Origin of the sequence: Iodobacter sp. CM08, assembly GCF_033446605.1 — a bacterium.
Taxonomy (GTDB): Bacteria; Pseudomonadota; Gammaproteobacteria; order Burkholderiales; family Chitinibacteraceae; genus Iodobacter.
On the sequence record NZ_JAWQUO010000013.1, the window covers coordinates 16336 to 36685 of the forward strand.

Consider the following 20350-nt stretch of genomic DNA (forward strand, 5'->3'; position numbering starts at 1 on the left):
GAACAAGTAGGGTAATAACAAACGGACGGTTTTTCTCGGGAGTAGACTACTGCGGCGGCATCGCCGTCACGGACGACTATCGCATTGCCACAGCCACCTAGTCCAAATCGGCGTTGTAATTCACCTGATCCACCGACACCGTTACGCTATCAGCAGGCACTGCCGCTACGGCGGCGTCATCAGATGAGGGCTCTTTTTGGCAGGCAAACAATAATGGGATGAACAAGATGCATAGATACTTTTTAAACACAGTTATTTCCTATTACAGCGTACTCAGATCATGGATATGCCCTGTTTTTTAAGATAAAGGCCCGCTCTCTTGTAAACGTGCCGTGCAATAAGATGCCACTTCGGCAAACTCAGCTAAGCCTTCTGCCCTTGCCGCCACACACTCATAGCTTACCTTGAGATAGGCCTGCGACGCTTGTGCAGGCAGTAGCGTCTGCAATTTATCGCGATAGATCTGCTGCAATACTTGATCAGGCAGGGAGTGATCCATCATTTGATTAAATTGTTGCTCAGTTAAGATCAGGGGGCTATCCGCAATCTGCTGCTGCTGACTGCCATTTACAAATACAGGTTTAGCTGCGCGATCAAAATAAGCCATTTGTACAAAGGGGCGTAAAAATAGGGCGCTTTGCTCTGGGTTAAAGGTAGCCAGCAGATTGGGTAAAATGCGTGTATCGGCATAACGCAAGACCATGCTTATATTTTCTGGCAACAGAGTCACATCAAAATAATTGGCAAAATGGCTAAAAATGGCCTCTCTATCCAACGGGCTAAGCCAAAAACTCAGCATGGGCTGCCCAGCCGTGATCTGTAGTAACAGCTCAATCTGTGCCTGCAATTCGCTTTGCGTATCCAGCATGCAGAGCAAGGGCGAGACTTCCACGTCCCCTCCTTGATCCTGATACAAAGCCGCATAGCTAATCTGCTCCTTCATTTTGCGCAGCAGTTTTGGGTCAAAGCTGTGATCAAGTAATGCATACAGCTGAGTTTCGGTATTTAAGTTTGGCTCTAGCCACTGCATTAAAACTTGGGCCGTTTGTTGCGGATAAAGATCAATCATCATGTTTTGCTCGCAAAAGGGCTACCCGCATCTTTTGCTTTTAGCATGCAGGATTTGCAAATTGAATTAGGGAACTGCGGCAAAGGCGGATTCATTTGCGCTGGCCCACTCACATCATGATTTGCGCCTTTCACCGTGACCGATCCAGGGCAATGGATATCAATATTGCCGCCTTTTAGCCGGATATAGCCGCCACCTGCCGTGAGTAGGATTTCATCTTTAGCGACAATATGCAGGCTTTCTTTGCAGGCGGTGATTTTTAAATCTTTATCGCCGGTGATTTCAATATCGTCGCTTTGCGCTTGCAGCTGGATCTTGCCTTTGGCGGCGATCAGTTTTAGAGCGACTTTGTCTTTTACGCCCGCCACAAATAGGCTGATGTGTGATCCCACATTATGAATCCAGCGGCGGCCGGAGGTTTGGTTGCTGTCTCTTTGGGCGACTAAATCTAGGTTGGTGCCTGCGGCCAGTGTTTGGCTTTGCGGGCTGGTAATGGCCACCCCGTCTTCCCCGTGTAGTAGGATGATTTTTTGTTGGCCCGCTTGGTCTTTGGATTTACTCTTGCCATCTTTATCGGTGTTGCTACCCGCTGCAAAGCTTTTGCTGGCGTGTACGTGGTGGTGCAGATGGCCGGTGGTCTTCTTGTCGCCTGCGCTATTGTCTGGCTTGATGGTTTGATCATCTTCGCCGGTTTCTATGCTGTCGGCGAGTTGGTGCGTTGCTGTTTCGCCTAGGCTTTGGGCTAAGGCGAGGGCGGCTTCTAGCTGGCTTTGCGCGGGGCTGTGGTCGAGCTGCTTGCCGCTTGCGCCGCTTTTGGCTTCGGTGCTGATGAGTAGGCCGTTGGCTCTAATTGCGCCTTGATTATCGCTGCGCAGCTCAAAGCCTTCGCCGCGTGCTTCGCCTTTGCCATCGGTACGCGGGTGGATTAAGTAGCCAAGGTTGAGCTGGGTTTTACCGTGCTCGCTAGATAATTTAGTGCGTACTTCGCCCTTAGTATCGTCAAATAGCAGCTCGCCGTATTGGCCACCCTCATGCTCTTTGGTTTTGATGCCCGATAGTGTTTTATTGGCAGGCAGAGCGCCTGCGCCGCTGAACGCGGGCACTGGATGGCTACCGTTGTAGACCACGCCAGTGACAACAGGGCGGTCAATGTCACCTCCTAAAAAGCTGACAGTCACCTCCTGACCCACCCTAGGGATAAACTGATGGCCAAAGCCCGCGCCTGCCGATGGCGTGGCGACGCGGATCCAGCAGGATGATTTGTCGTCCATATTTGCGCCAAACTCGGGGTGTTCGGCGGCACGCTGCCAGTGAAATTGTACTTTTATGCGGCCCAGCTCGTCGGTATGCACTTCTGATCCGGCAGGGCCAACTACGGTGGCGGTTTGTAAGCCTGGGCTTTGGGGTCTGCTCAGCGCTTCATGAGCAAACGCAGCAGTGAGCGGCTGGCCGCGCCTTTGGGCGGTAAAATCGACTTGATAAGGAGGGGGCGCACCTGCCCCCTTTACTTCTGAAACTGCTAGTAAACTGGGGGCAACCATCAGTAGCTGCTGGCTTAAATCTGCTGGCAGGTTGTTGTTTGCGGTGAACGTAAGCCCCGTAATCGCAAATTCCCTTTGCTCTGCACTGTCCCATTCATGCGCGGGGTGATCTTCTAGCTGGAACCACTGCCCAGCTTGTAAAGAGCGCAGCGTGCCAGACCCTGTAAAGGATTTCTTTTTAGCGTCTGAGGCTTGCTGGCGCAGCTGAGCATAGCGGCTTAAGCCTTCTGAATCTGAGGCGTAATACAAGCCCTGTGGGTCGTAATCTTCAAGGCTAGCCTGAATCTGCTGCCCACCATGCCCCTGATCTACGGCGCTATCCTCGGCACTATTTATGGTACTGCTTGCTTTGTAATCGAAACTGGCTAAAGAAACAGAGCTGCTGCCAATCTGGCGCTGAGTTTGCCATGCTGTAAGCGCATCTGATTCTTCCGTAGCAGCTGCTCTATGGAAGCGCACCCGTCGCTCTGCCGCTTCTGGCAAGGCGTAAGCGTCATCAAATACAGTTAGCTGTACTTGTGGCGAATCGCCTGGCAAATGTTCAAAGCGGAATGAAAGTCCTTCCTCAAACATTAATCGCACTAAGAAATCAAAGTCTGATTCTCGGTACTGTAGGCAGTAGGAGCGTGGTAAATGATCGCCCGATAGCTTGAACTCTAGAGCTTGCACAGCGGCAAACACGGGGTTTTGATCTTGGTGCTCGGCTAAAACTTGTTTAACGATATCAGGCACGCTGATGTCTTGAAACACGCGAGAAGTACGGCGATATCTAAGCAGAGCAAATGGCGGTTCTATGCTGAGCGAGTATTTGGCGAAGCCCCCATCAGAGCCTAAAAGCCTCACCTGACTAACCACCCCACAACGCTCAATCGCATCGCCATTGGCATTTTGGATAGACAAAACTATCGGCAAGCCTAGTAGCGATTTGAGTTCTAAAGCGCCATCAGGCGATAGGCAATCTATCTGGTAGCGATAAGCTTGGTTGATCCCCTCGCTACCCATTACCCGCTGCGGCAGAAGCTGCTCGCCCCACGCGGCACCATCACCCAGCTGAAGTGTAATAAGACGATTGTCCTGATTAAAGGCAGCGGCGAACGAGGCAAGTAGATCGAATGTCATGTTAAACCAAGTGCTTACAGGAATATTTATATATTACACGAAGCTGTATATTTTCCACCCCATGATTTCGATAGTTGTACGATGTAACTATGAACAAAATCAGTTATTGTAAGGTGTGCCACTTACTTGGGGTTTAAAGGTTGGCACCAAATGTGGAAGGCATTGTGCCCATGTTTAGTAGCCCTCAGTTTTGCTGCGCCCCCCCCCCTTGCATCAAAGCTCAATCACTGCGCCGCCTTGGCCCACTCACGCTGGTGGTAAAAGGCGAAACCATCCCCGAAGGCCAATCCTGGACCGGCAGCCCCGCCGTGCCTTGGCACACCTGCCGGAGTTGATTGCCTGCAATTAAATTGAGCTGGCACTGTTTAATAAGCAGTGCTAGCCATCAATCGACCCATAAGTGTCTACATAAGTTTGATGTACTTGTTCCCCTCTTTGAAAAAGGGGGGCTAGGGGGGATTTGCTACTGTATATCTTTATAAAAAGGCGCTAAACAAAGCCAAATTCCTCTCAATCTACTTTTTAAAAAGAGGGAAGCCGCAGCTAAAGCTGTGTCGATACGGGGTACTGATCACATTGACGAGTATTACCGCTTGTTAAATGATTTGAATAGATAAAATAACCAGAGCTTAGATGTGCTGGTTAATTGCTTACGAAATGTATTTTTTTTACTTAGCTATTTCGTATGCTGTATGTTGTTAAAAATTGCGTTATGCTTACATATCTGTCTTGACCTATGTTTGGCTGCAATGATCCTAAAATCCCCCGATTCAAAACAAGCACAGCTTGACGAGCTTAATGCTCTGCTTGCCCAAGCAAACCTCAGCGCAAATCAGCGCGAATTAATTAACAAAGAAATTTATATGCTCAAGCAAGGCATGCTGGGTGAGCAGAATAGCGAATATGAAATTAATTTCTATTTAAAAGATGCAAAAAGATGGGCTGTGATTCATGACCTGCGCATTGAACACAATGGCCGAGTAGCACAAATTGATCATCTTTTGATCAATCGTTTGCTGGATGTATTTGTTATTGAAACCAAAAATTTTAGTGCAGATTTACAAATTAATGAGCTGGGCGAATTTACGGCTTGGTATAACAAAAAGCCAATCGGCATCCCCAGCCCGCTAGCGCAAAATGAAAAGCATATCGAAGTATTAAAAGCGCTCAGCAAAACACTGCCTCTACCTAAACGCCTTGGCCTTACCTTAATGCCAAGCTTTACCAGCGTGGTAATGGTTAGCAATAAACAACGCATTACCCGTCCTAAAAAATTAGATACCAAAAATATTATTAAGGCTGAGAAAATTCTGGAATGGGTAACTAAGACAAATGGTGATAATGCAAGTATTGGGACTATTTTTAGTAGCCTAGCCAAAATAGTTAGCCCAGAAACAGTAATGGAAATAGCCGAATTATTTGCAAGCCAGCACCGCCCATTAAAGCCTGATTACAAAGCAAAGTTTGGCATCAAAGAGCCTGCTGAAGTTTCCATCGTTCAACAGCCTGAAGAGCAGGCGCTTATGCCGCAGCCAGAATTGGTGACGGTAGCAATTGCGGTAGAAGAAACAACAAAACTCACTAGCTCTAAACTGGCAGCAAAACTTGGGCTTAAAAATACTCAGGAATTAATTGATAAATTGCTTGAGAAGGGCTTTGTAGAAATTGTAGATGGCAAACAAAAAATAACGGATCAAGGGAAAGTAGCCGGTGGCGAAGCCAAGTTTAGTCCTAGATTTGGTGCTTACTTTATTTGGCCTGAGGGGTTAATTGCGTAGAGATATCTAGCTCCGGAATATTAGTGATTAAGTATTTGTAGAACTATTGCTAGATAGGGCTGCCCATCAATTGGGTCTTGATACATGAACAGCATTGCTAAGTTGAGCTTATGAGATTCCATTCCGACGGTCCTTCTATACCTGATAGTCTCTTAGAAAAAAGTGATGCAGGCCGTGTCGTTTTTTTGTGCGGCGCTGGGGTTTCATTGCCATCAGGGATGCCAACTTTTATCGATTTGACAAAGGGTGTAATTAATTTTTTTGATCCGCCCGCTGATTCGGAGATCATGGTCGCATTTCAGCCATGGGATAACAAGGACGCTACAGCGAATGCCGATCAATCTGCAGCGAATGTCCCTCTCGACCAGATTTTCAACTTGCTTCACCTTGAGTACGGCAAAGATGAGGTTAATGCTCTGGTCACGGAGAGGTTAAGTATTCGCCAAGAAGGCAATAATTTTGGGTGTAAGCATGCCTTGATTAAGCGGATCTCTTCGAGTCAGAGTGGTGTGCCGCAGATTGTTACGACGAACTTTGATCGATTGTTCGAGCTAGGAGAGAACGGAGAGCATCTAAAGCGGCATGTGCCGCCTGTTTTCCCTGATCTTAACTTTGGAGCGAATATTGAAGGGATCACGTACCTACACGGGCGACTGGTTGATGTTGTCTCTGAAAGCCATCCCTATGTACTGAGTAGCGCGGACTTTGGACGTGCCTACCTTTCGGAAGGATGGGCTACCAATTTCATTAGGCATCTTCTCGAACGATATACCGTCGTTTTAGTTGGCTATCAGGCAGAAGATCCTCCTGTTAAATATCTTCTTCAGGGTCTTAATCATGACGGCAAGTATGATCGGTCTAGACTCTATGCCTTTGACTGGGGGCTTCCGGAAGATATCGAAGCCAAGTGGCGTGACCGTGGTGTCACAGCCATAGCCTATTCCGATCATTCGTTGTTGTGGAATAGCATGGAAGCTTGGGCAGACCGGGCCGATGATCTGCGCAAGTGGCGTGCATCCATAATCGCTAAAAGCCAGCAGGACCCGAAGGATCTGGCCCCTTATGAACGTGGGCAAGTAGCCCATGTCCTTCGCACCGTGCAGGGGGCGAAATTATTCTCGGAGGCTGATCCGATTCCTCATCCAGAATGGGTGTGCGTAATGGATGCAAACATCCGGTCAGCTATGCAGAGCCGCGGCTATGGTGATGATGCAGAAACCTTCGATCCTAAGGTCGCATATGGGCTGGATGATGATTTGGGCGGTATTATTGAGGGTGGACGTAAGCATGGTATCGGCAATCATAATCTCCTTGTCTGGGGTGACGAAGATGATAGCCCGAATGATTTTCATCGGGTTGCGGAGTGCTTCGAGAAAGTACCCAAAAGGCTCTGGTATCTCATCTCCTGGATTAGCAAGTCTATCGATAGCCCAGTACTGGCCTGGTGGGCGATTCGGCAGAACAGACTACATCCGAAGCTGCTGGAGGAGATCGAGCGGCAAGTTGCGAATTCGGAGGTACTCCATGAGCGAGCTAGACATATTTGGAATCTCATTCTTGAACACCATCGAAACCCTTGCAATCGCCAGAGGATAAACGACTGGTCTGCTTTGAAGAAACGCATCAAGGTAGAGGGATGGACTGCTGGCGTTTTACGAGAATTCCGGAGGGTTTCGACTCCGAGATTGGAAATTAAGTCACCGTTTGGCTTGGAGCAGTCCAGACCACCGTGCTTGTCTTGGGATAAAGTTCTTTTCAACAGCCTAGGGCAGTGGGATGTTGTATTCCTTGAGCGGCATAGGGAGGATTTACATATCCCTGACGATCTGTTACCTCAGATATTGGGCATTCTAGAGGACCAACTAATGGTCGCCTCAGGCTTACTTGGGGATATTGTGACTGTTTACTTCCGTACACCGACCTTATATCCGGGGCGCGAGGTGGACGGAAGAGAATACATTGAGAAAACAGCTGAGGCTCTGCCTTGGTTCGTCCAACTTTTTGACCGCCTGGCCGCCACGATGCCAAAACTGGCGCAGGCACATGCAACGATTTGGCCCGTGACAGATCAGTTCTTCTTCCGGAAGCTCAAGCTGTATGCGTTCAGCAAAGTAGATGTCTTCGATGCCGACCATGTTGCCGAACAGGTTTTGTCCCTTGATCAGGAGATATTCTGGGATAGGGGGGTAGTTCGAGAGCTTCTTTTCCTACTGGTGGATCGATGGGGTCAGTTCTCTTTAGAGGGCCGAAATAAACTTACTGACCGCATTTTGACTGGCCCTGATCAACGCTCTAACTGGTCTGAAGAAGAGTTTCCAAGGTTGCGCGATGAGTTCGCAGCAAGGTATGCCCAGTATCTTAAATTACAGGGGTGTGAATTTTTGTTTGATCGTAGTGAACGGCTTACTGAAATGATCAAGGGCATTTCTGGGTGGAACGACGGTTGGGCGACATCGGTAGTGACCAAGTTGGGCTCAAGAGTAGGTTTGGTTCGTGCAGATGAAAACCCAGAGGTAATCTTGGGCCTTCCTGCCAACGAAATAGTTTCTAGAGCAACGGAAGAGCACGCTCGGGATTTTGGCAGCTTCACGGAGAAATGTCCTTTCACTGGTTTGGTGAAAGATTACCCGCGAAAGGCGTTATCTGCGCTGACTGTTGCAGGCAAGGCAGGCAACTATCCAGAGGCCTTATGGTCGTCCATGATCAATGACCTTCCAGTGGATATTTCGCCTAGGTTAAGACGTGCATTCTTGCACCGAGTTGCGCGGCTTCCTTATTCGGTTATCGCCGAACTGTGCAATACCTTGGGGAGGTGGCTCGAACAGAACTTGGTTACGATCCTTCAGTTTAATGATGACCTTGGCTGGGCTGTCTACGATCACATCGTTGATGGTATCTTCAGTGGTGGTGAAAATGTCGCACAGAGCGCTCTTGGCGAAACTAAATATACTGGAAATATCATTCAAAGGTCGCGGCGCACCGTTGACCATGCTTTGAACGGCCCAGTCGGCATGTGCATGGTGGCCCTTTTCCACGTTGTGCTCGGAGAGACACAGGAGGAGGGGGCACGAGTCCCAGACCGCATCAAGTCTCGTATTGAACGCCTATTTTTGGCGCCGGGTGAAGGCTCAGATCATGCGGTAGCGATAGCAAGCCGTCAGTTGAACCGGCTCATGTATGTTGATCCTGCTTGGACCAAGGAACATCTCATTCCAATGTTGGATTTTGAACATCCAGCTGCGGAACCAGCATGGAATGGGTTTCTTCAAAGCGGTAAGTTGCCTGAGCCTCTGCTGATAGAAGCTATCAAGCCTCTCCTGCTTCGTCTATGTCCGTGGATCGAAAGGGTTTCGTGGGGGCGCGATCTCTCGAGGGTGGCTGCTGAATGGTTAGGCGACATGCGGGTATTTCACTCTGATGAGCCAAGCGGTCTTTCAGGAGGCGAAATGCGCTCGGTCCTTCGAGCGATGTCTGATAGCACTCGGAACAGCTTTATTTCGTGGTTAGGTTACGTTGGGTGGAGAAACGAGAATGGTTGGGAACAACACGTGATCCCCTTAATTAATGAGGGTTGGCCGAGAGAACGTCGATTCTTGACCTCCACATCGGTGATTGCGTGGTTTGGTCTCTTGGATGACGCAGGCGATCATTTTCCTGCTGTGTACGAGGCGGTAAAAAAGTTCTTGGTAGCTGTTGATACCGATGATCTTCTGCTCTACCAGCTGATCGATGAAGGCGGTAATCAAAAGTCGATTGCCATCCTATTTCCTGAAACGACACTTGATTTGTTAAATAGAGTGATACCGCAGGCTCTTCCCCGACTGCCGTACGAGTTACGGGGGGTGCTTGCACACATTGTAGAAGTTAAACCTGACCTGACTTCAGATCCTCGTTATTTGCGTCTTATCGATTTGGTTGAACGAAGCTAGATTTATTTTCATTGGTGAAGGCCGGGCTTTCTGCGTCAGCAATACGTATTGCTGGCGCTTTCAAGGAAAAATCACCAGTTGGAAGGATTTAGGGCTTTGGTTTTGCTGCGCTGGCGTTGAGCGTGGTATGTAAGAGAAATGATTTGCACACCCGATACAAACCCGTATTCACCAGCTAGGCTCGGCAGATCGCCACAGCGATATTGCTGCTTTAATGCTATGCCTCGTCACCATCTAAGTATTCCAGCCAAAGTTGAATCCAGATGGGTTGCTGCGGGATGATGTGTTGGGTGCGGGCTAGATGGTCTGTTTCATGAAAGGACATGGTTTTTCCAAGAGAGATAAGTCAGCCCGCCAACATCCTCCTTATGCTGCGCTGCAATATTGATGCGTATCAAGCAGCTGGCTGCTTTTCCCTATTTTACCGCTGAAATACCAATGCTTTTCTAACCGCATATTTTGGCGTAATGACCGTGCAATTTTATGCTGGTTTCTTTTTAAAAATCATGTAACTAAGGCATCAGCATCTTGCTTGGCTCGGCATTCCCAGCAGGGGCTGCTACCCCCACATCACAGCTCAATCACCCCGCCACCCACACGGTGTGCGTTGCCGCCTACGCGGATGACGCGGTTTTCGTCTACTTCTACCAAGATCACGCTGAGGCGGGATACTAGTCTGTGGATGGTGTGGCCTTGCTCTATGCGTAGCGAGAAGGGGGCGCTTTGGCCGGAGGCGAGTAGCCAGCCTGCGATATTGGCGGCGCCGGTGCCGGAGCCAAAATCCTCATAAACGGTGAATGCATCACAGGAGAAAAAGCGCAGCGTGATCAGGTTGTCGTCTCGGCACCATACGGCGGCTTGGGGTAGGTTTTTGCTGGATTCGGCTAGCTTGGCTAAGCCTTGTGGCTGTGGATTGGCTTGTAAGACGGATTGTTGCGATTTAACTTGCACAATCAGCTGCTCTAAGCCGCAATCCACAAATAATGGCCTGCCAACAATATCTTTGGGATTAAGCGCCAGCGCTTCGGCGATTTCTATTACGCTGTGGATGGATTGCCTTGTATGCGGCGTGCTCATTTGGCTCCACCAGCGATCTGCTTGGCGTAGTAGCCATGCTTCTCCTAAATGCGTTTTAAATACTTGCGCGGCTAGGCCTATTTCATTGGGGTGGGTAGCTTCAGCGGTGGAAAGTAAGGCTTGGCAAGAGAAGGGCAGCGCGTATTGGGGGGAGTGAACGTGGACTAGGGTATCGTCATCGCTGATAAAGGCGGTTTCAGCCACGGCCATTTGATAAGCAAGCGTTTGCCTAGTTTGTTCATCAGGCATTTCGGCGGTGGTAAAGACCACCACTGGGTTTCCACCTAAGCGGCGTTCTGCAAACATATTAATAAGGTGGAAGGGGTAAGACGTCATTGTTTTAGACCTTGGTGAGTGGTGCATGTTTGTTTTAAGTTTAATTTAAACTTTCTCATATCTTTCTTTTTTATTTTATGTGCTTACTTTTTTGTTTGCATTGTTGGGTAAAATGCTGACTATTGGCAAATAATTGCAATGGGTGTAAATGTTTACACTTTGGTTTTTATGGATTATTTAAGTGGGTATTGAATGGATATTTGTTAACAATCTTCATAAAAACCACACTTTGCTTACATTTTTTATTTACCCTTTTTACATATATCCTTATAGATCAAACATCTATTTGAAATGTAGTCTGTGCATTTGTATTACATATTTATTTATAAATATCTATCCGTGAAAACCACAGCTTCTTGTTAGAATGAATCGTGTTTGCCCGATTCAATCAATGAACTGGATTGCTATGCCCGTACTCGAAACGATTGCCGATAAAGACCTTCCCCTCAAACGGGATCTTGAATTACTCGCCGAACTTCTCGCTGCAACCATAAGGGAGCAAGCGGGTGTTGCTACTGCTGAGCAGATTGAGTCCATCCGTGCGCTCGCTCTGTCTTATGTGCAAGAGAGCAATCCAGAGGCGGGTATTACCTTGGCCAAATCGCTGGCTGATTTAGACCCCGCTTCTACCGTGGCCTTGGTGCGTGGTTTTGGTTATTTCTCTCATCTATCTAATATAGCAGAGGACTTACACCATAACCGCCGCCGTCGCGCACACAAGATCGCAGGTTCTGCACCCCAACGCGGTAGTATTGCGGCAGCGATTAATAGCCTTACTGCAAGAGGCGTTAAGGCTACCGACATTATTAGCATGCTGGGTGAAAGCTTAATCGCTCCTGTGCTCACCGCTCACCCTACTGAAGTTAAGCGCAAAACCGTGCTGGATTCGCATCGTGCCGTGGCCGAGCTGCTGGCCGAGCGCGATCGCTTTGCGATGACCCCAGAAGAGCTCGCGGATAATCAAGCCGCTTTAGAGCGGGTGTTGTTGGCGATGTGGCAAACACGGGAAATTCGTACTTTTAAACTGACCGTGCAAGATGAGATTGAAAACGGTGCGGCTTATTTCCGCAATACCTTCTTACACGAACTACCGCGCCTTTATTTAGATTTAGAAGACAAGCTGGCGGCACTCTGCCAGCTGCCTGTTGCGCTGCCTAATTTTGTTCAAGTGGGTAGCTGGATTGGTGGTGATAGAGACGGTAATCCTTTTGTAACTGGAGACGTGCTGCGCTATGCGGTATCCCGTCAGGCGGGGATTGCGCTAGATCATTACTACCAGCAGTGCATGAAGCTAGAAAATGAATTGCCTATGTCGACCCGCATTGTGGCGGTAGATGCAGAGCTGCAAAAGCTAGCCAATTTGGCCACAGATGAGAAAGATCGTAAATCAGAAGAGCCTTATCGCTTGGCGGTGTCGGCCGTGCGGGCCAGAATCTTTGCTACGGCAGTAAAAATCGGTACTTTCCATCATCAGCTGCACGATGTGGCGAATGCGGCCGAGTATCAAAATGCTGAAGAATTACTGAGTGACTTAGCCACGATTGCCACTTCGCTTAAAGCGCATGGTGCGGCACTCTTGGCGGGCGGGCGCTTACGCCGCTTACAGCGTGCGGTATCGGTGTTTGGCTTTTATTTAGCCCCACTGGATATGCGCCAGTTTTCTGGTACGCATGAAAAAGTGATGTCTGAGCTATTTGCCCACGCAGGCTTAGAAGAATATATGCGTTTGGATGAGGCATCGCGCCGTGTGGTACTGCTGCGCGAGCTATCAAGTGCACGGCCTTTAGCCTCTGCGTACGTTGAATACAGCGAAGATGTGCAAAAAGAGCTGGATATTTATCGTGCCGCAGCTGAAATGCAAGCACGCTATGGCGCATCGGTACTGCCCAATTACATTATCTCTAACTGCGATTCGGTTTCGGATATGTTGGAAGTGGCGGTGCTGATGAAGGAAGTAGGCTTGGTGCAATTAGCGCCTAAGCTAGTTTCTAAAATTAATATTATTCCTTTGTTTGAAACTATTCCTGATTTGCGCAGCGCTGGCAAAATCATGACCGAGCTATTTAATATTCCGCAGTGGCGCAAGCTTTTATCCTGTCGGGATAATGTGCAAGAAGTGATGCTGGGCTATTCGGATTCAAATAAAGACGGTGGTTATCTTACTTCTAATTGGGAACTCTATAAGGCTGAGCTGACTTTAGTTGAAGTCTTTAAAGCGGCTAACTTTAAGATGCGCCTGTTCCATGGCCGTGGCGGTACGGTTGGCCGTGGTGGTGGCCCTGCTTTTGATGCGATCTTGGCCCAGCCTGCAGGCTCGGTAAATGGCCAGATTAGGATTACCGAACAGGGTGAAGTGATTACAGCAAAGTATGCCGACCGCGAAGTAGGCCGTCGTAATTTAGAAATCTTGATTTCGGCAACCCTAGAAGCCAGCTTTCCAGAAGAGTCACCACCATTAAATGATATGCTGGAACGCCGTCAGCTGATGGAAAAACTCAGCTTGATTGCTTATCAGGCTTATCGTGATTTGGTTTACGCCACGCCTGATTTTATTACCTACTTCCGCGAAGCCACGCCGATTAATGAGATTCCTAATCTTAATATCGGCTCACGGCCCGCTGCGCGTAAAAGCACCAATAGTATTGGCGATTTACGGGCGATTCCTTGGGTGTTTTCTTGGAGTCAGTGCCGCTTAATGCTGCCGGGCTGGTATGGTTTTGGTACGGCAATTAGCGATTATCTAAAAGAAGCGGGGGATGAGGGCTTGGCGCTGTTGCAACAGTTATATCGTGATTGGCCATTTTTCAACTCCACTATCTCGAATATGGATATGGTGTTGGCAAAATCCGATATTGCCATTGCCGCACGCTATGCAGAATTAGTACAGGATAAAGAGCTGGCACAGCGTATTTTTGGCCGGATCAAGGCAGAATGGCAGCGCAGCGTAGATGCAGTGCAAGCTATTTCTAAGCATGGCGAATTACTGGCAGATAACCCAAAGCTGGCGCGTAGTTTGGATAATCGCTTGCCTTATCTTGATCCGCTTAATCACTTGCAAGTCGAGCTATTAAAGCGCTTGCGTAGTGGCGAGGCCAGTGAAGAAGTGCAGCACGCGGTGCATTTAACCATTAATGGTATTGCGGCAGGCTTGCGTAATAGCGGTTAATTTTAAAGCATCGTAGGGGCGGGTGTCCTACGTGTTATGGGCTTGATTTGATCTCTGTAGGGGCACAGCATGCTGTGCCCTTTGTGCATCAAATTAATTGTAGGGCGGGTGAAACCCGCGAGCGATGTTGAAAAAACGCGGGTTGCACCCGCCCTACGATGTTGCAATTGCAATAGAGAGATCTAAACTGATGCCGGTTTGATGCTCAACATACTGCGGTTAAGTTGCTAGAATTTGGTTTTATCCATCCTAGAAAAGTATGCTCTGCCCCTATATTTTTTGAGTTAGTCTATGCGCCTGCTGCAATTGCTCATCCTCTTTTGCCTTGCTAGCCCTGTATTCGCTGCGGGTAAGCTGCCTACGCATTTTGGTGAAAAAATGGAGGCGGCTTTATCTTGCCGTAGCGAATGGTCTAATGACTGGTGGCGCAGCTATTTTCGTCAGTATATGGGCGACCCGCTGCGGGTATGGGGCGAGGCAGAGTGGTTTGAGGCGCAAAATGCGCAATTAGGCGGCAATACGGTGAGTGAAGTATTTGTGAGCCTACCTACATCGGGTGCCTTGATGGTGGGGGCACTGATCCCCGATCAAATTGAAACCGTGCGCAAAAAGATTGAAGCTGCTATGGGTTTTGCCTTTGTTCCGCTGGCAGGCAGTTATCCGCGTTATCTTTCCAAATTTGGCAGCGTCTTGGTGGGCCTACCTAATGATCAAACCAAGTGGTATTGCGCACGCTGGAATCTGGGCAACCGCCCTTAGTTTTTACTTTGGCTTGATTTGCGATGGCCACACACATCAGCGGCTATAAACCCCGCAGCGAGCCAATTGTTGGCTAACCCGCTCAGTAGTAATTAGACAAGCAGCGAGCTTAGTACGCATGCCTAGGGTTTTTTTTATTCTCTGTAACATCAATCTATTTAAGTAGCTAATACCAATATCCCTTGGCTAATGTGCTGCTGCTTGTCGTTGGCATGAGCTGGTTGTGGCTTTGATTTATATTTATTTTTTGAAATAATTTTGTATGTTTCAGGAAAGAATGTCTTAAATATCAGTAGTTTAATGTATACGTTTGTTGCTAAACGTGCAGCAGTTCAGCGAAATATTTATGTAATTTTTATAAGGAAACTACATTTTTTATGATTGCTTAGCTACATAAGTTTTTTTGAATGCTGCAGTGCATTATTTTTATAATCCCTGTATTTGCTAGGCATATTAATATTTTATATCGTTAATATTGCGATGCAACATGCGTAGTGGCTTGGTCTTTTGTAGTTGTCCAGATAAGTACTGCTACTTATGCCATTGGTTTATTCTTTTGGATGATCTTGAGTGCTTGACAAGAAAAATAGAATGGTGAGTAATGAATCCCGTCACGACCAATTACAAATAATAATGGCGTGGTGAAGCCCAAATACAGGTAAAGCTTTCATAGAATTGACAACCTGTAGGAGAGCAGCAATACCAGTTGAGATGCGTGAATAACGCCAATCGATTTAAGAGGATGGAGACTCCCTTATGTCTAATTACAGTCGTTTAGCAGCAATTCCTGCTGCCTTTATTGTTATGCAAGCCTTTGCAGCACCCGCATGGGATGCCGCAACCACCTATAACGGTGGCGAAGTAGTAAGTTATGCCGGTAAAGATTACAAAGCTCAGTGGTGGACCAAGGGCAATGTACCAGGCGCAGAACAGTGGGGCCCTTGGGCGCTACAAAGTGGCGGAACACCGACACCGGCCCCAACGCCTGTGCCAACTCCAGCCCCAACTCCCGTGCCGACACCGGTTCCAACGCCAGGCCCAACACCAGCACCAACCCCATCGGCTTGCTATGTAACATGGACAGCAAGCACGGCTTATTCAGGTGGCCAATCGGTTACCTATAAAGGCCGTAACTACAAAGCACAGTGGTGGACTCAGGGTGATGACCCAACGACCAATGTGGGTGCAGGTAAGCCTTGGCTAGATTTAGGTGCTTGCACTGGCCCAACACCGGCTCCAACGCCAGTACCAACACCAGTACCAACACCGGTACCAACACCGGTTCCAACACCAGTTCCAACACCAACACCAACTCCGCCGCCATCAGGCTCTAAGCAAGTAGGTTCATACTTTGCTCAGTGGGGCATTTATGATCGTGGTTATTTAGTGAAACATGTTCAGACTAGCGGCTCTGCGGCTAAGATGACTTTCCTGAACTATGCCTTCGGTAATCTCTACCCTAAAAACGGCGGCTACGAATGTGGCATCGTGACTAAGGCAGAAAATGGCGCTCAGGACGGCGGCGATGGCTGGGCTGATTTCCAAAAAGGCTTTGGCGCTAGCGATTCAGTCGATGGCGTGGGCGATGTTTGGGGTGAAGATGGTAAGGGCGGCTTAAAAGGTAACTTTAATCAGTTGAAAAAACTGAAAGCCAAAAACCCAAATCTAAAAGTATTTATCTCCCTAGGCGGCTGGACTTGGTCTAAGTGGTTCTCTAACGCGGCTTCTACCGATGCACTGCGTAAGCAGCTGGTTTCTAGTTGTATCGATGTCTACATCAAGGGCAATATTCCTTACGATGGCGGCTCCAATGCCGGTGGTAAGGGCAGCGCTGCAGGCGTGTTTGATGGGATCGATATCGATTGGGAATACCCAGGCGTGCAAGGGATTGGCACCAACACGGTTTCTCCAAACGATAAGCAAAACAACACGCTGTTGCTGAAAGAATTCCGCGCTCAGCTGGAAGCACTGACAGCAACTACAGGTAAGAAGTATGGCCTGACTGTAGCGATTGGTGCAGGGGCAGAAAAGATTGCGATGACCGAGCCTGGTGAATACACCAAGTACCTCGATTGGATCAACTTGATGTCTTACGACTTTAACGGCGGTTGGGATGCTAAGGGCCCAACAGACTTCCAGTCGCATCTTTACAATGATCCAGCCAGCCCACGTTATCTTGATCCTAAGACCGGAAAACCAGGCTTAGCTGCGCAATATAATATTGATAGCGCCGTCAAAAACCTGATTGCTGCAGGTGCTCCGGCTAGCAAAATTGTATTAGGTATTCCTTTCTACGGCCGTGGCTGGACAGGCGTTCCTAATATCAATAATGGCCTGTACCAATCGGCAACTGGCCCAGCTAAGGGCAAGTACGAGGCAGGGATTGAAGACTACCGCGTGCTTAAAGATGCGCCAGGCTCGGTATTTGTGCATCCAATCACCAAGCAATCTTGGAAATACGATGGCAGCACATTCTGGTCTTACGATACAACGGATGTGATCCAAACCAAGCTTGATTACGTGAAAGCCAATGGTTTGGGCGGCGCATTTAGCTGGTCCTTGGATGGCGACGATAGCGCTGGTACTTTGATGGGTGCAATGAGCAAGGTTCGCCAGTAAGATGATTTAGATTCTAGTTAGTTGATTAGCAAGCTACTAGTTTTAACCCTCATGCCTCGGCATGGGGGTTTTTTTTGCCCAGCTAGGGGATAATCCCCCCTTTGCCTGATCAAACGCCTCCACCATGTTACCCATTCAGTCTAATTTTAGCCTTCAACACGCCAATACACTGGGTTTGCCTGCTATTGCCCGCCATTTTTTGCGGCTGACAGATCCTGCACAATTAGCCGAGCTTTGCCTTGATCCAGCGCTTAAAGCCTTGCCTTGGCGCATCTTGGGTGGTGGCAGTAATTTGGTATTGGCTGATGAAATTAATGCCCTAGTGATTGCGGTGGAGTTAAAAGGTCGGCGCTTATTAAAAGAAGACGATGACGCTTGGTATATCGCCGCCACCGCAGGTGAAAATTGGCATGAGTTTGTGCAGTGGACACTGGCGCAAGGCTGGGCAGGGCTAGAAAACCTATCGCTGATTCCCGGTACAGTAGGTGCAGCACCGGTGCAAAATATTGGGGCTTATGGGGTAGAAGTCAAAGACACGCTGTTTGAGCTAACTGCCTATCGCCTTAGCGACGGGCAGGCGCGGGTTTTTAGCGCCGCAGAATGCCAATTTTCTTATCGGGATAGCTGCTTTAAGCAGGCTGAGGCGGATCAATGGCTGATTGCCGAAGTGGTATTTAGATTGCCAAAAACCACCAACCTTAAAACCAATTACGGTGATATTGAGCAAGAGCTACACCTGCTAGGGCAGCGCACGGCCCAAGCGGTAGCGCAGGCGGTGATTAATGTACGCCAGCGCAAATTACCTGATCCTGCCGTGATCGGCAATGCGGGCAGCTTCTTTAAAAACCCTATCGTGAGTAATACGCTGCGCGCCAGCGTATTGGCCGCGCATCCTGAGCTGGTGTCTTATCCTGCTGGCCCAGCGCATTACAAGCTGGCCGCAGGCTGGCTGATCGAGCGGGCCGGTTGGAAAGGCCGTCAACTCGGGCCAGTGGGCATGTATCAAAAACAAGCTTTAGTATTAGTAAACCATGGCGGTGCAACCCAGCACGACGTAGCCCTGCTCACCCAAGCCGTACAAGCCGATGTGCGCGCGCAATTTGGCGTAGAGCTAGAAGCCGAACCCGTCTGGTGGTGATGTATCGCATGGCTCATGGGGTATAACAATGTAGGGTGGGTGTGCAGATGTATCGTTGGCCCCATCCACGCGTCTGCATACGCATCGCATTGCCCGTCGTACAAAAAGGAAACTCCCATGTGGATAGATACCCATTGCCATCTAGATGCCCCTGAGTTTGCCGCAGACCGTGATGAAGTGGTCGCGGCAGCTAGGCGCGTGGGCGTGGGCCAGATTGTGGTGCCAGCGGTGAGCGAGGCCACGTTTGCGGACGCGCTAACCATGCGTGATCGTTATGGTTGTTTTCCAGCCTTTGGCCTGCATCCTATTTATACGGCGGTGCACCAAGACGCTCATTTACTTACCTTGCAGCATTATTTACAGCAGCATCAGCCCGTTGCGGTGGGGGAAATTGGCCTCGATTTTTATCTGCCCAGCTTAGATAGCAATCGGCAGGTAGAGATTTTTGAAGCGCAATTAAAACTCGCCCGTGATTTTGATTTGCCAGTGCTGCTGCATTTACGTCGCGCCCAAGATCAAGTGCTTAAATATCTGCGTAAATGGCGAGTCAAAGGCGGCATCGCCCATGCTTTTAATGGCAGCGTACAGCAGGCGGATGTGTTTATCTCGCTAGGGTTTAAGCTCGGCTTTGGCGGGGCGATGACTTACTCTGGCTCGCAGCGTATTCGCAAATTGGCCCGTGATTTGCCTTTAGAAGCGCTGGTGATGGAAACCGATGCCCCTGATATTCCACCTGCATGGCTAGATCACCAACGCAATCAGCCCGCTGAGCTAGTCAAAATGGCGGAAGTGCTGGCCGAGCTGCGCGGTATTAGCCTTGCAGAGCTGGCTGCGGCTACTTCGGCCAATGCTAGAGCCATTTTGCCAGGTTTACTTAGCGGCTAAACCTATTTATGGCTTGTTTGGACATCACCCTAAGCAAAGTCAGTAAAGGGGTTCCTGATTATGTCTCTTGCTCAATGGACTCTGTGTAGATGAATTTCTTGAGTGTTAGGCTTGGTTTTTGAATGTGTAGGGCGGGTGAAACCCGCGAGCCATGCTGAAGAAATACGCGGGTTTCACCCGCCCTACGATATTTATAATGAAATTGAGCAAGAGACATAATCAGAAAAGTGCTTGCCAACGGCTTGGTGGTCTTAGCATCACTCTAAGTTTCTATTTTTTAAGCCTTTTTGATTTGCAACAAATTTATTGCTTGGCAGTTTTTTTATTGCGATACATACTGTCGTCACAAAATGTTACCAGTAACATTAAACATAAAAACGAGTCAGGAGTCGATTCAATGAGTCAGATCGATCAAGCTACACCACACCAAGTTTTTGTTGTAATGGGCGTTTCAGGCAGCGGTAAGTCTGCAGTTGGGAGCGCAGTTTCGCGCGTGCTGGACTGTGGCTTTCTGGATGGTGATTTTCTGCACCCGCGTGCCAATATCGACAAGATGGCTTCAGGTGAGCCATTAAATGACGATGATCGTGCGCCTTGGTTAAAAGCACTCAGCACGGCAGCCTATGCCATGCAGCGCACGCAAGTTACCTCGGTGATTGTGTGTTCTTCGCTAAAAAAAGCCTACCGCGATATTTTGCGTGAAGGTAATCCAAACCTCTCTTTTATTTATTTGAGCGGCAGTTTTGAGTTGATTGAATCGCGCTTAAAAGCGCGTGTCGGTCATTTTCAAAAGCCAAAAATGCTGGTTTCGCAATTTGCCACACTAGAAGTGCCGGGTGCGGATGAGCCGGATGTGGCGCATATCGATATAGCCCAAAGCTTAGAAAACGTCGTAGCCGCTGCCGTGCAGCATATTCGCCCTGCTCAGGAGTAA

13 protein-coding genes are annotated in these 20350 nt (G+C 48.7%); 9 read left to right on the top strand and 4 right to left on the bottom strand.

The genetic code is table 11. The features are described from left to right. Positions 1–97: 97 nt before the first annotated feature. Genes R6242_RS09005 through R6242_RS09015 form a run of 3 tightly spaced genes read right to left on the bottom strand, consistent with a single transcriptional unit; the run spans position 98 to position 3729 of the window. Positions 98–250 carry a hypothetical protein gene (locus R6242_RS09005; protein WP_318426135.1) on the bottom strand — a complete coding sequence of 51 codons (153 nt, stop codon included), beginning with the start codon at positions 248–250 and terminating at the stop codon, positions 98–100. A 48-nt stretch (positions 251–298) separates the two neighbouring features. Continuing rightward, the gene (locus tag R6242_RS09010) at positions 299–1072 is read right to left on the bottom strand and encodes a DUF4123 domain-containing protein (RefSeq protein WP_318426136.1); all 774 of its coding nucleotides are present in this window, start codon (positions 1070–1072) and stop codon (positions 299–301) included. Continuing rightward, a complete protein-coding gene (locus R6242_RS09015; protein WP_318426137.1) occupies positions 1069–3729 on the bottom strand; it encodes a type VI secretion system Vgr family protein in 2661 nt (886 codons plus the stop codon). Before R6242_RS09015 ends, R6242_RS09010 begins: the two co-directional genes overlap by 4 nt. A gap of 170 nt (positions 3730–3899) precedes the next feature. Here R6242_RS09015 and R6242_RS09020 point away from each other — a divergent pair, with 170 nt between their 5' ends. From R6242_RS09020 to R6242_RS09030, 3 genes are all read left to right on the top strand, one after another. Continuing rightward, positions 3900–4064, top strand: coding sequence for a hypothetical protein (locus R6242_RS09020; RefSeq protein ID WP_318426138.1), 165 nt, complete (start codon positions 3900–3902; stop codon positions 4062–4064). 414 nt (positions 4065–4478) lie between these two features. Further along, positions 4479–5507, top strand: a complete 1029-nt coding sequence (locus R6242_RS09025; RefSeq protein ID WP_318426139.1) for a nuclease-related domain-containing protein — start codon at positions 4479–4481, stop codon at positions 5505–5507. Between the two features lie 110 nt (positions 5508–5617). Next, a complete protein-coding gene (locus R6242_RS09030; protein ID WP_318426140.1) occupies positions 5618–9436 on the top strand; it encodes an SIR2 family protein in 3819 nt (1272 codons plus the stop codon). 570 nt (positions 9437–10006) lie between these two features. Here the strand turns inward: R6242_RS09030 and R6242_RS09035 are convergent. Continuing rightward, positions 10007–10849: a PhzF family phenazine biosynthesis protein gene (locus R6242_RS09035; protein ID WP_318426141.1), complete on the bottom strand. Its 843-nt coding sequence runs from the start codon at positions 10847–10849 to the stop codon at positions 10007–10009. A 406-nt stretch (positions 10850–11255) separates the two neighbouring features. Between R6242_RS09035 and ppc the strand changes: the two genes are divergently transcribed. From ppc to gntK, 6 genes are all read left to right on the top strand, one after another. Continuing rightward, complete coding sequence (gene ppc / locus R6242_RS09040; RefSeq protein ID WP_318426142.1) at positions 11256–14015, top strand: phosphoenolpyruvate carboxylase; 2760 nt, start codon at positions 11256–11258, stop codon at positions 14013–14015. Between the two features lie 291 nt (positions 14016–14306). After that, positions 14307–14774, top strand: coding sequence for a hypothetical protein (locus tag R6242_RS09045; protein ID WP_318426143.1), 468 nt, complete (start codon positions 14307–14309; stop codon positions 14772–14774). Positions 14775–15530: 756 nt separating this feature from the next. Continuing rightward, the gene (locus tag R6242_RS09050; RefSeq protein WP_318426144.1) at positions 15531–17393 is read left to right on the top strand and encodes a glycosyl hydrolase family 18 protein; all 1863 of its coding nucleotides are present in this window, start codon (positions 15531–15533) and stop codon (positions 17391–17393) included. A 124-nt stretch (positions 17394–17517) separates the two neighbouring features. Next, positions 17518–18531: a UDP-N-acetylmuramate dehydrogenase gene (gene murB / locus R6242_RS09055; protein WP_318426145.1), complete on the top strand. Its 1014-nt coding sequence runs from the start codon at positions 17518–17520 to the stop codon at positions 18529–18531. Positions 18532–18648: 117 nt separating this feature from the next. Then, entirely contained in the window at positions 18649–19416 is a 768-nt protein-coding gene (locus R6242_RS09060) for a TatD family hydrolase (protein WP_318426146.1), read from the top strand. Positions 19417–19813: 397 nt separating this feature from the next. Beyond that, entirely contained in the window at positions 19814–20350 is a 537-nt protein-coding gene (gene gntK, locus R6242_RS09065) for a gluconokinase (RefSeq protein ID WP_318426147.1), read from the top strand.

Bases quoted from the DNA above. Each gene is read 5' to 3' on its own strand.
- R6242_RS09020 (WP_318426138.1), top strand. From the start codon at position 3,900: ATGTTTAGTAGCCCTCAGTTTTGCTGCGCCCCCCCCCCTTGCATCAAA.
- R6242_RS09035 (WP_318426141.1), bottom strand. From the start codon at position 10,849: ATGACGTCTTACCCCTTCCACCTTATTAATATGTTTGCAGAACGCCGC.
- gntK (WP_318426147.1), top strand. From the start codon at position 19,814: ATGAGTCAGATCGATCAAGCTACACCACACCAAGTTTTTGTTGTAATG.
- R6242_RS09030 (WP_318426140.1), top strand. From the start codon at position 5,618: ATGAGATTCCATTCCGACGGTCCTTCTATACCTGATAGTCTCTTAGAA.
- R6242_RS09015 (WP_318426137.1), bottom strand. From the start codon at position 3,729: ATGACATTCGATCTACTTGCCTCGTTCGCCGCTGCCTTTAATCAGGAC.
- R6242_RS09025 (WP_318426139.1), top strand. From the start codon at position 4,479: ATGATCCTAAAATCCCCCGATTCAAAACAAGCACAGCTTGACGAGCTT.
- R6242_RS09010 (WP_318426136.1), bottom strand. From the start codon at position 1,072: ATGATGATTGATCTTTATCCGCAACAAACGGCCCAAGTTTTAATGCAG.
- R6242_RS09045 (WP_318426143.1), top strand. From the start codon at position 14,307: ATGCGCCTGCTGCAATTGCTCATCCTCTTTTGCCTTGCTAGCCCTGTA.
- murB (WP_318426145.1), top strand. From the start codon at position 17,518: ATGTTACCCATTCAGTCTAATTTTAGCCTTCAACACGCCAATACACTG.
- R6242_RS09050 (WP_318426144.1), top strand. From the start codon at position 15,531: ATGTCTAATTACAGTCGTTTAGCAGCAATTCCTGCTGCCTTTATTGTT.
- ppc (WP_318426142.1), top strand. From the start codon at position 11,256: ATGCCCGTACTCGAAACGATTGCCGATAAAGACCTTCCCCTCAAACGG.
- R6242_RS09060 (WP_318426146.1), top strand. From the start codon at position 18,649: ATGTGGATAGATACCCATTGCCATCTAGATGCCCCTGAGTTTGCCGCA.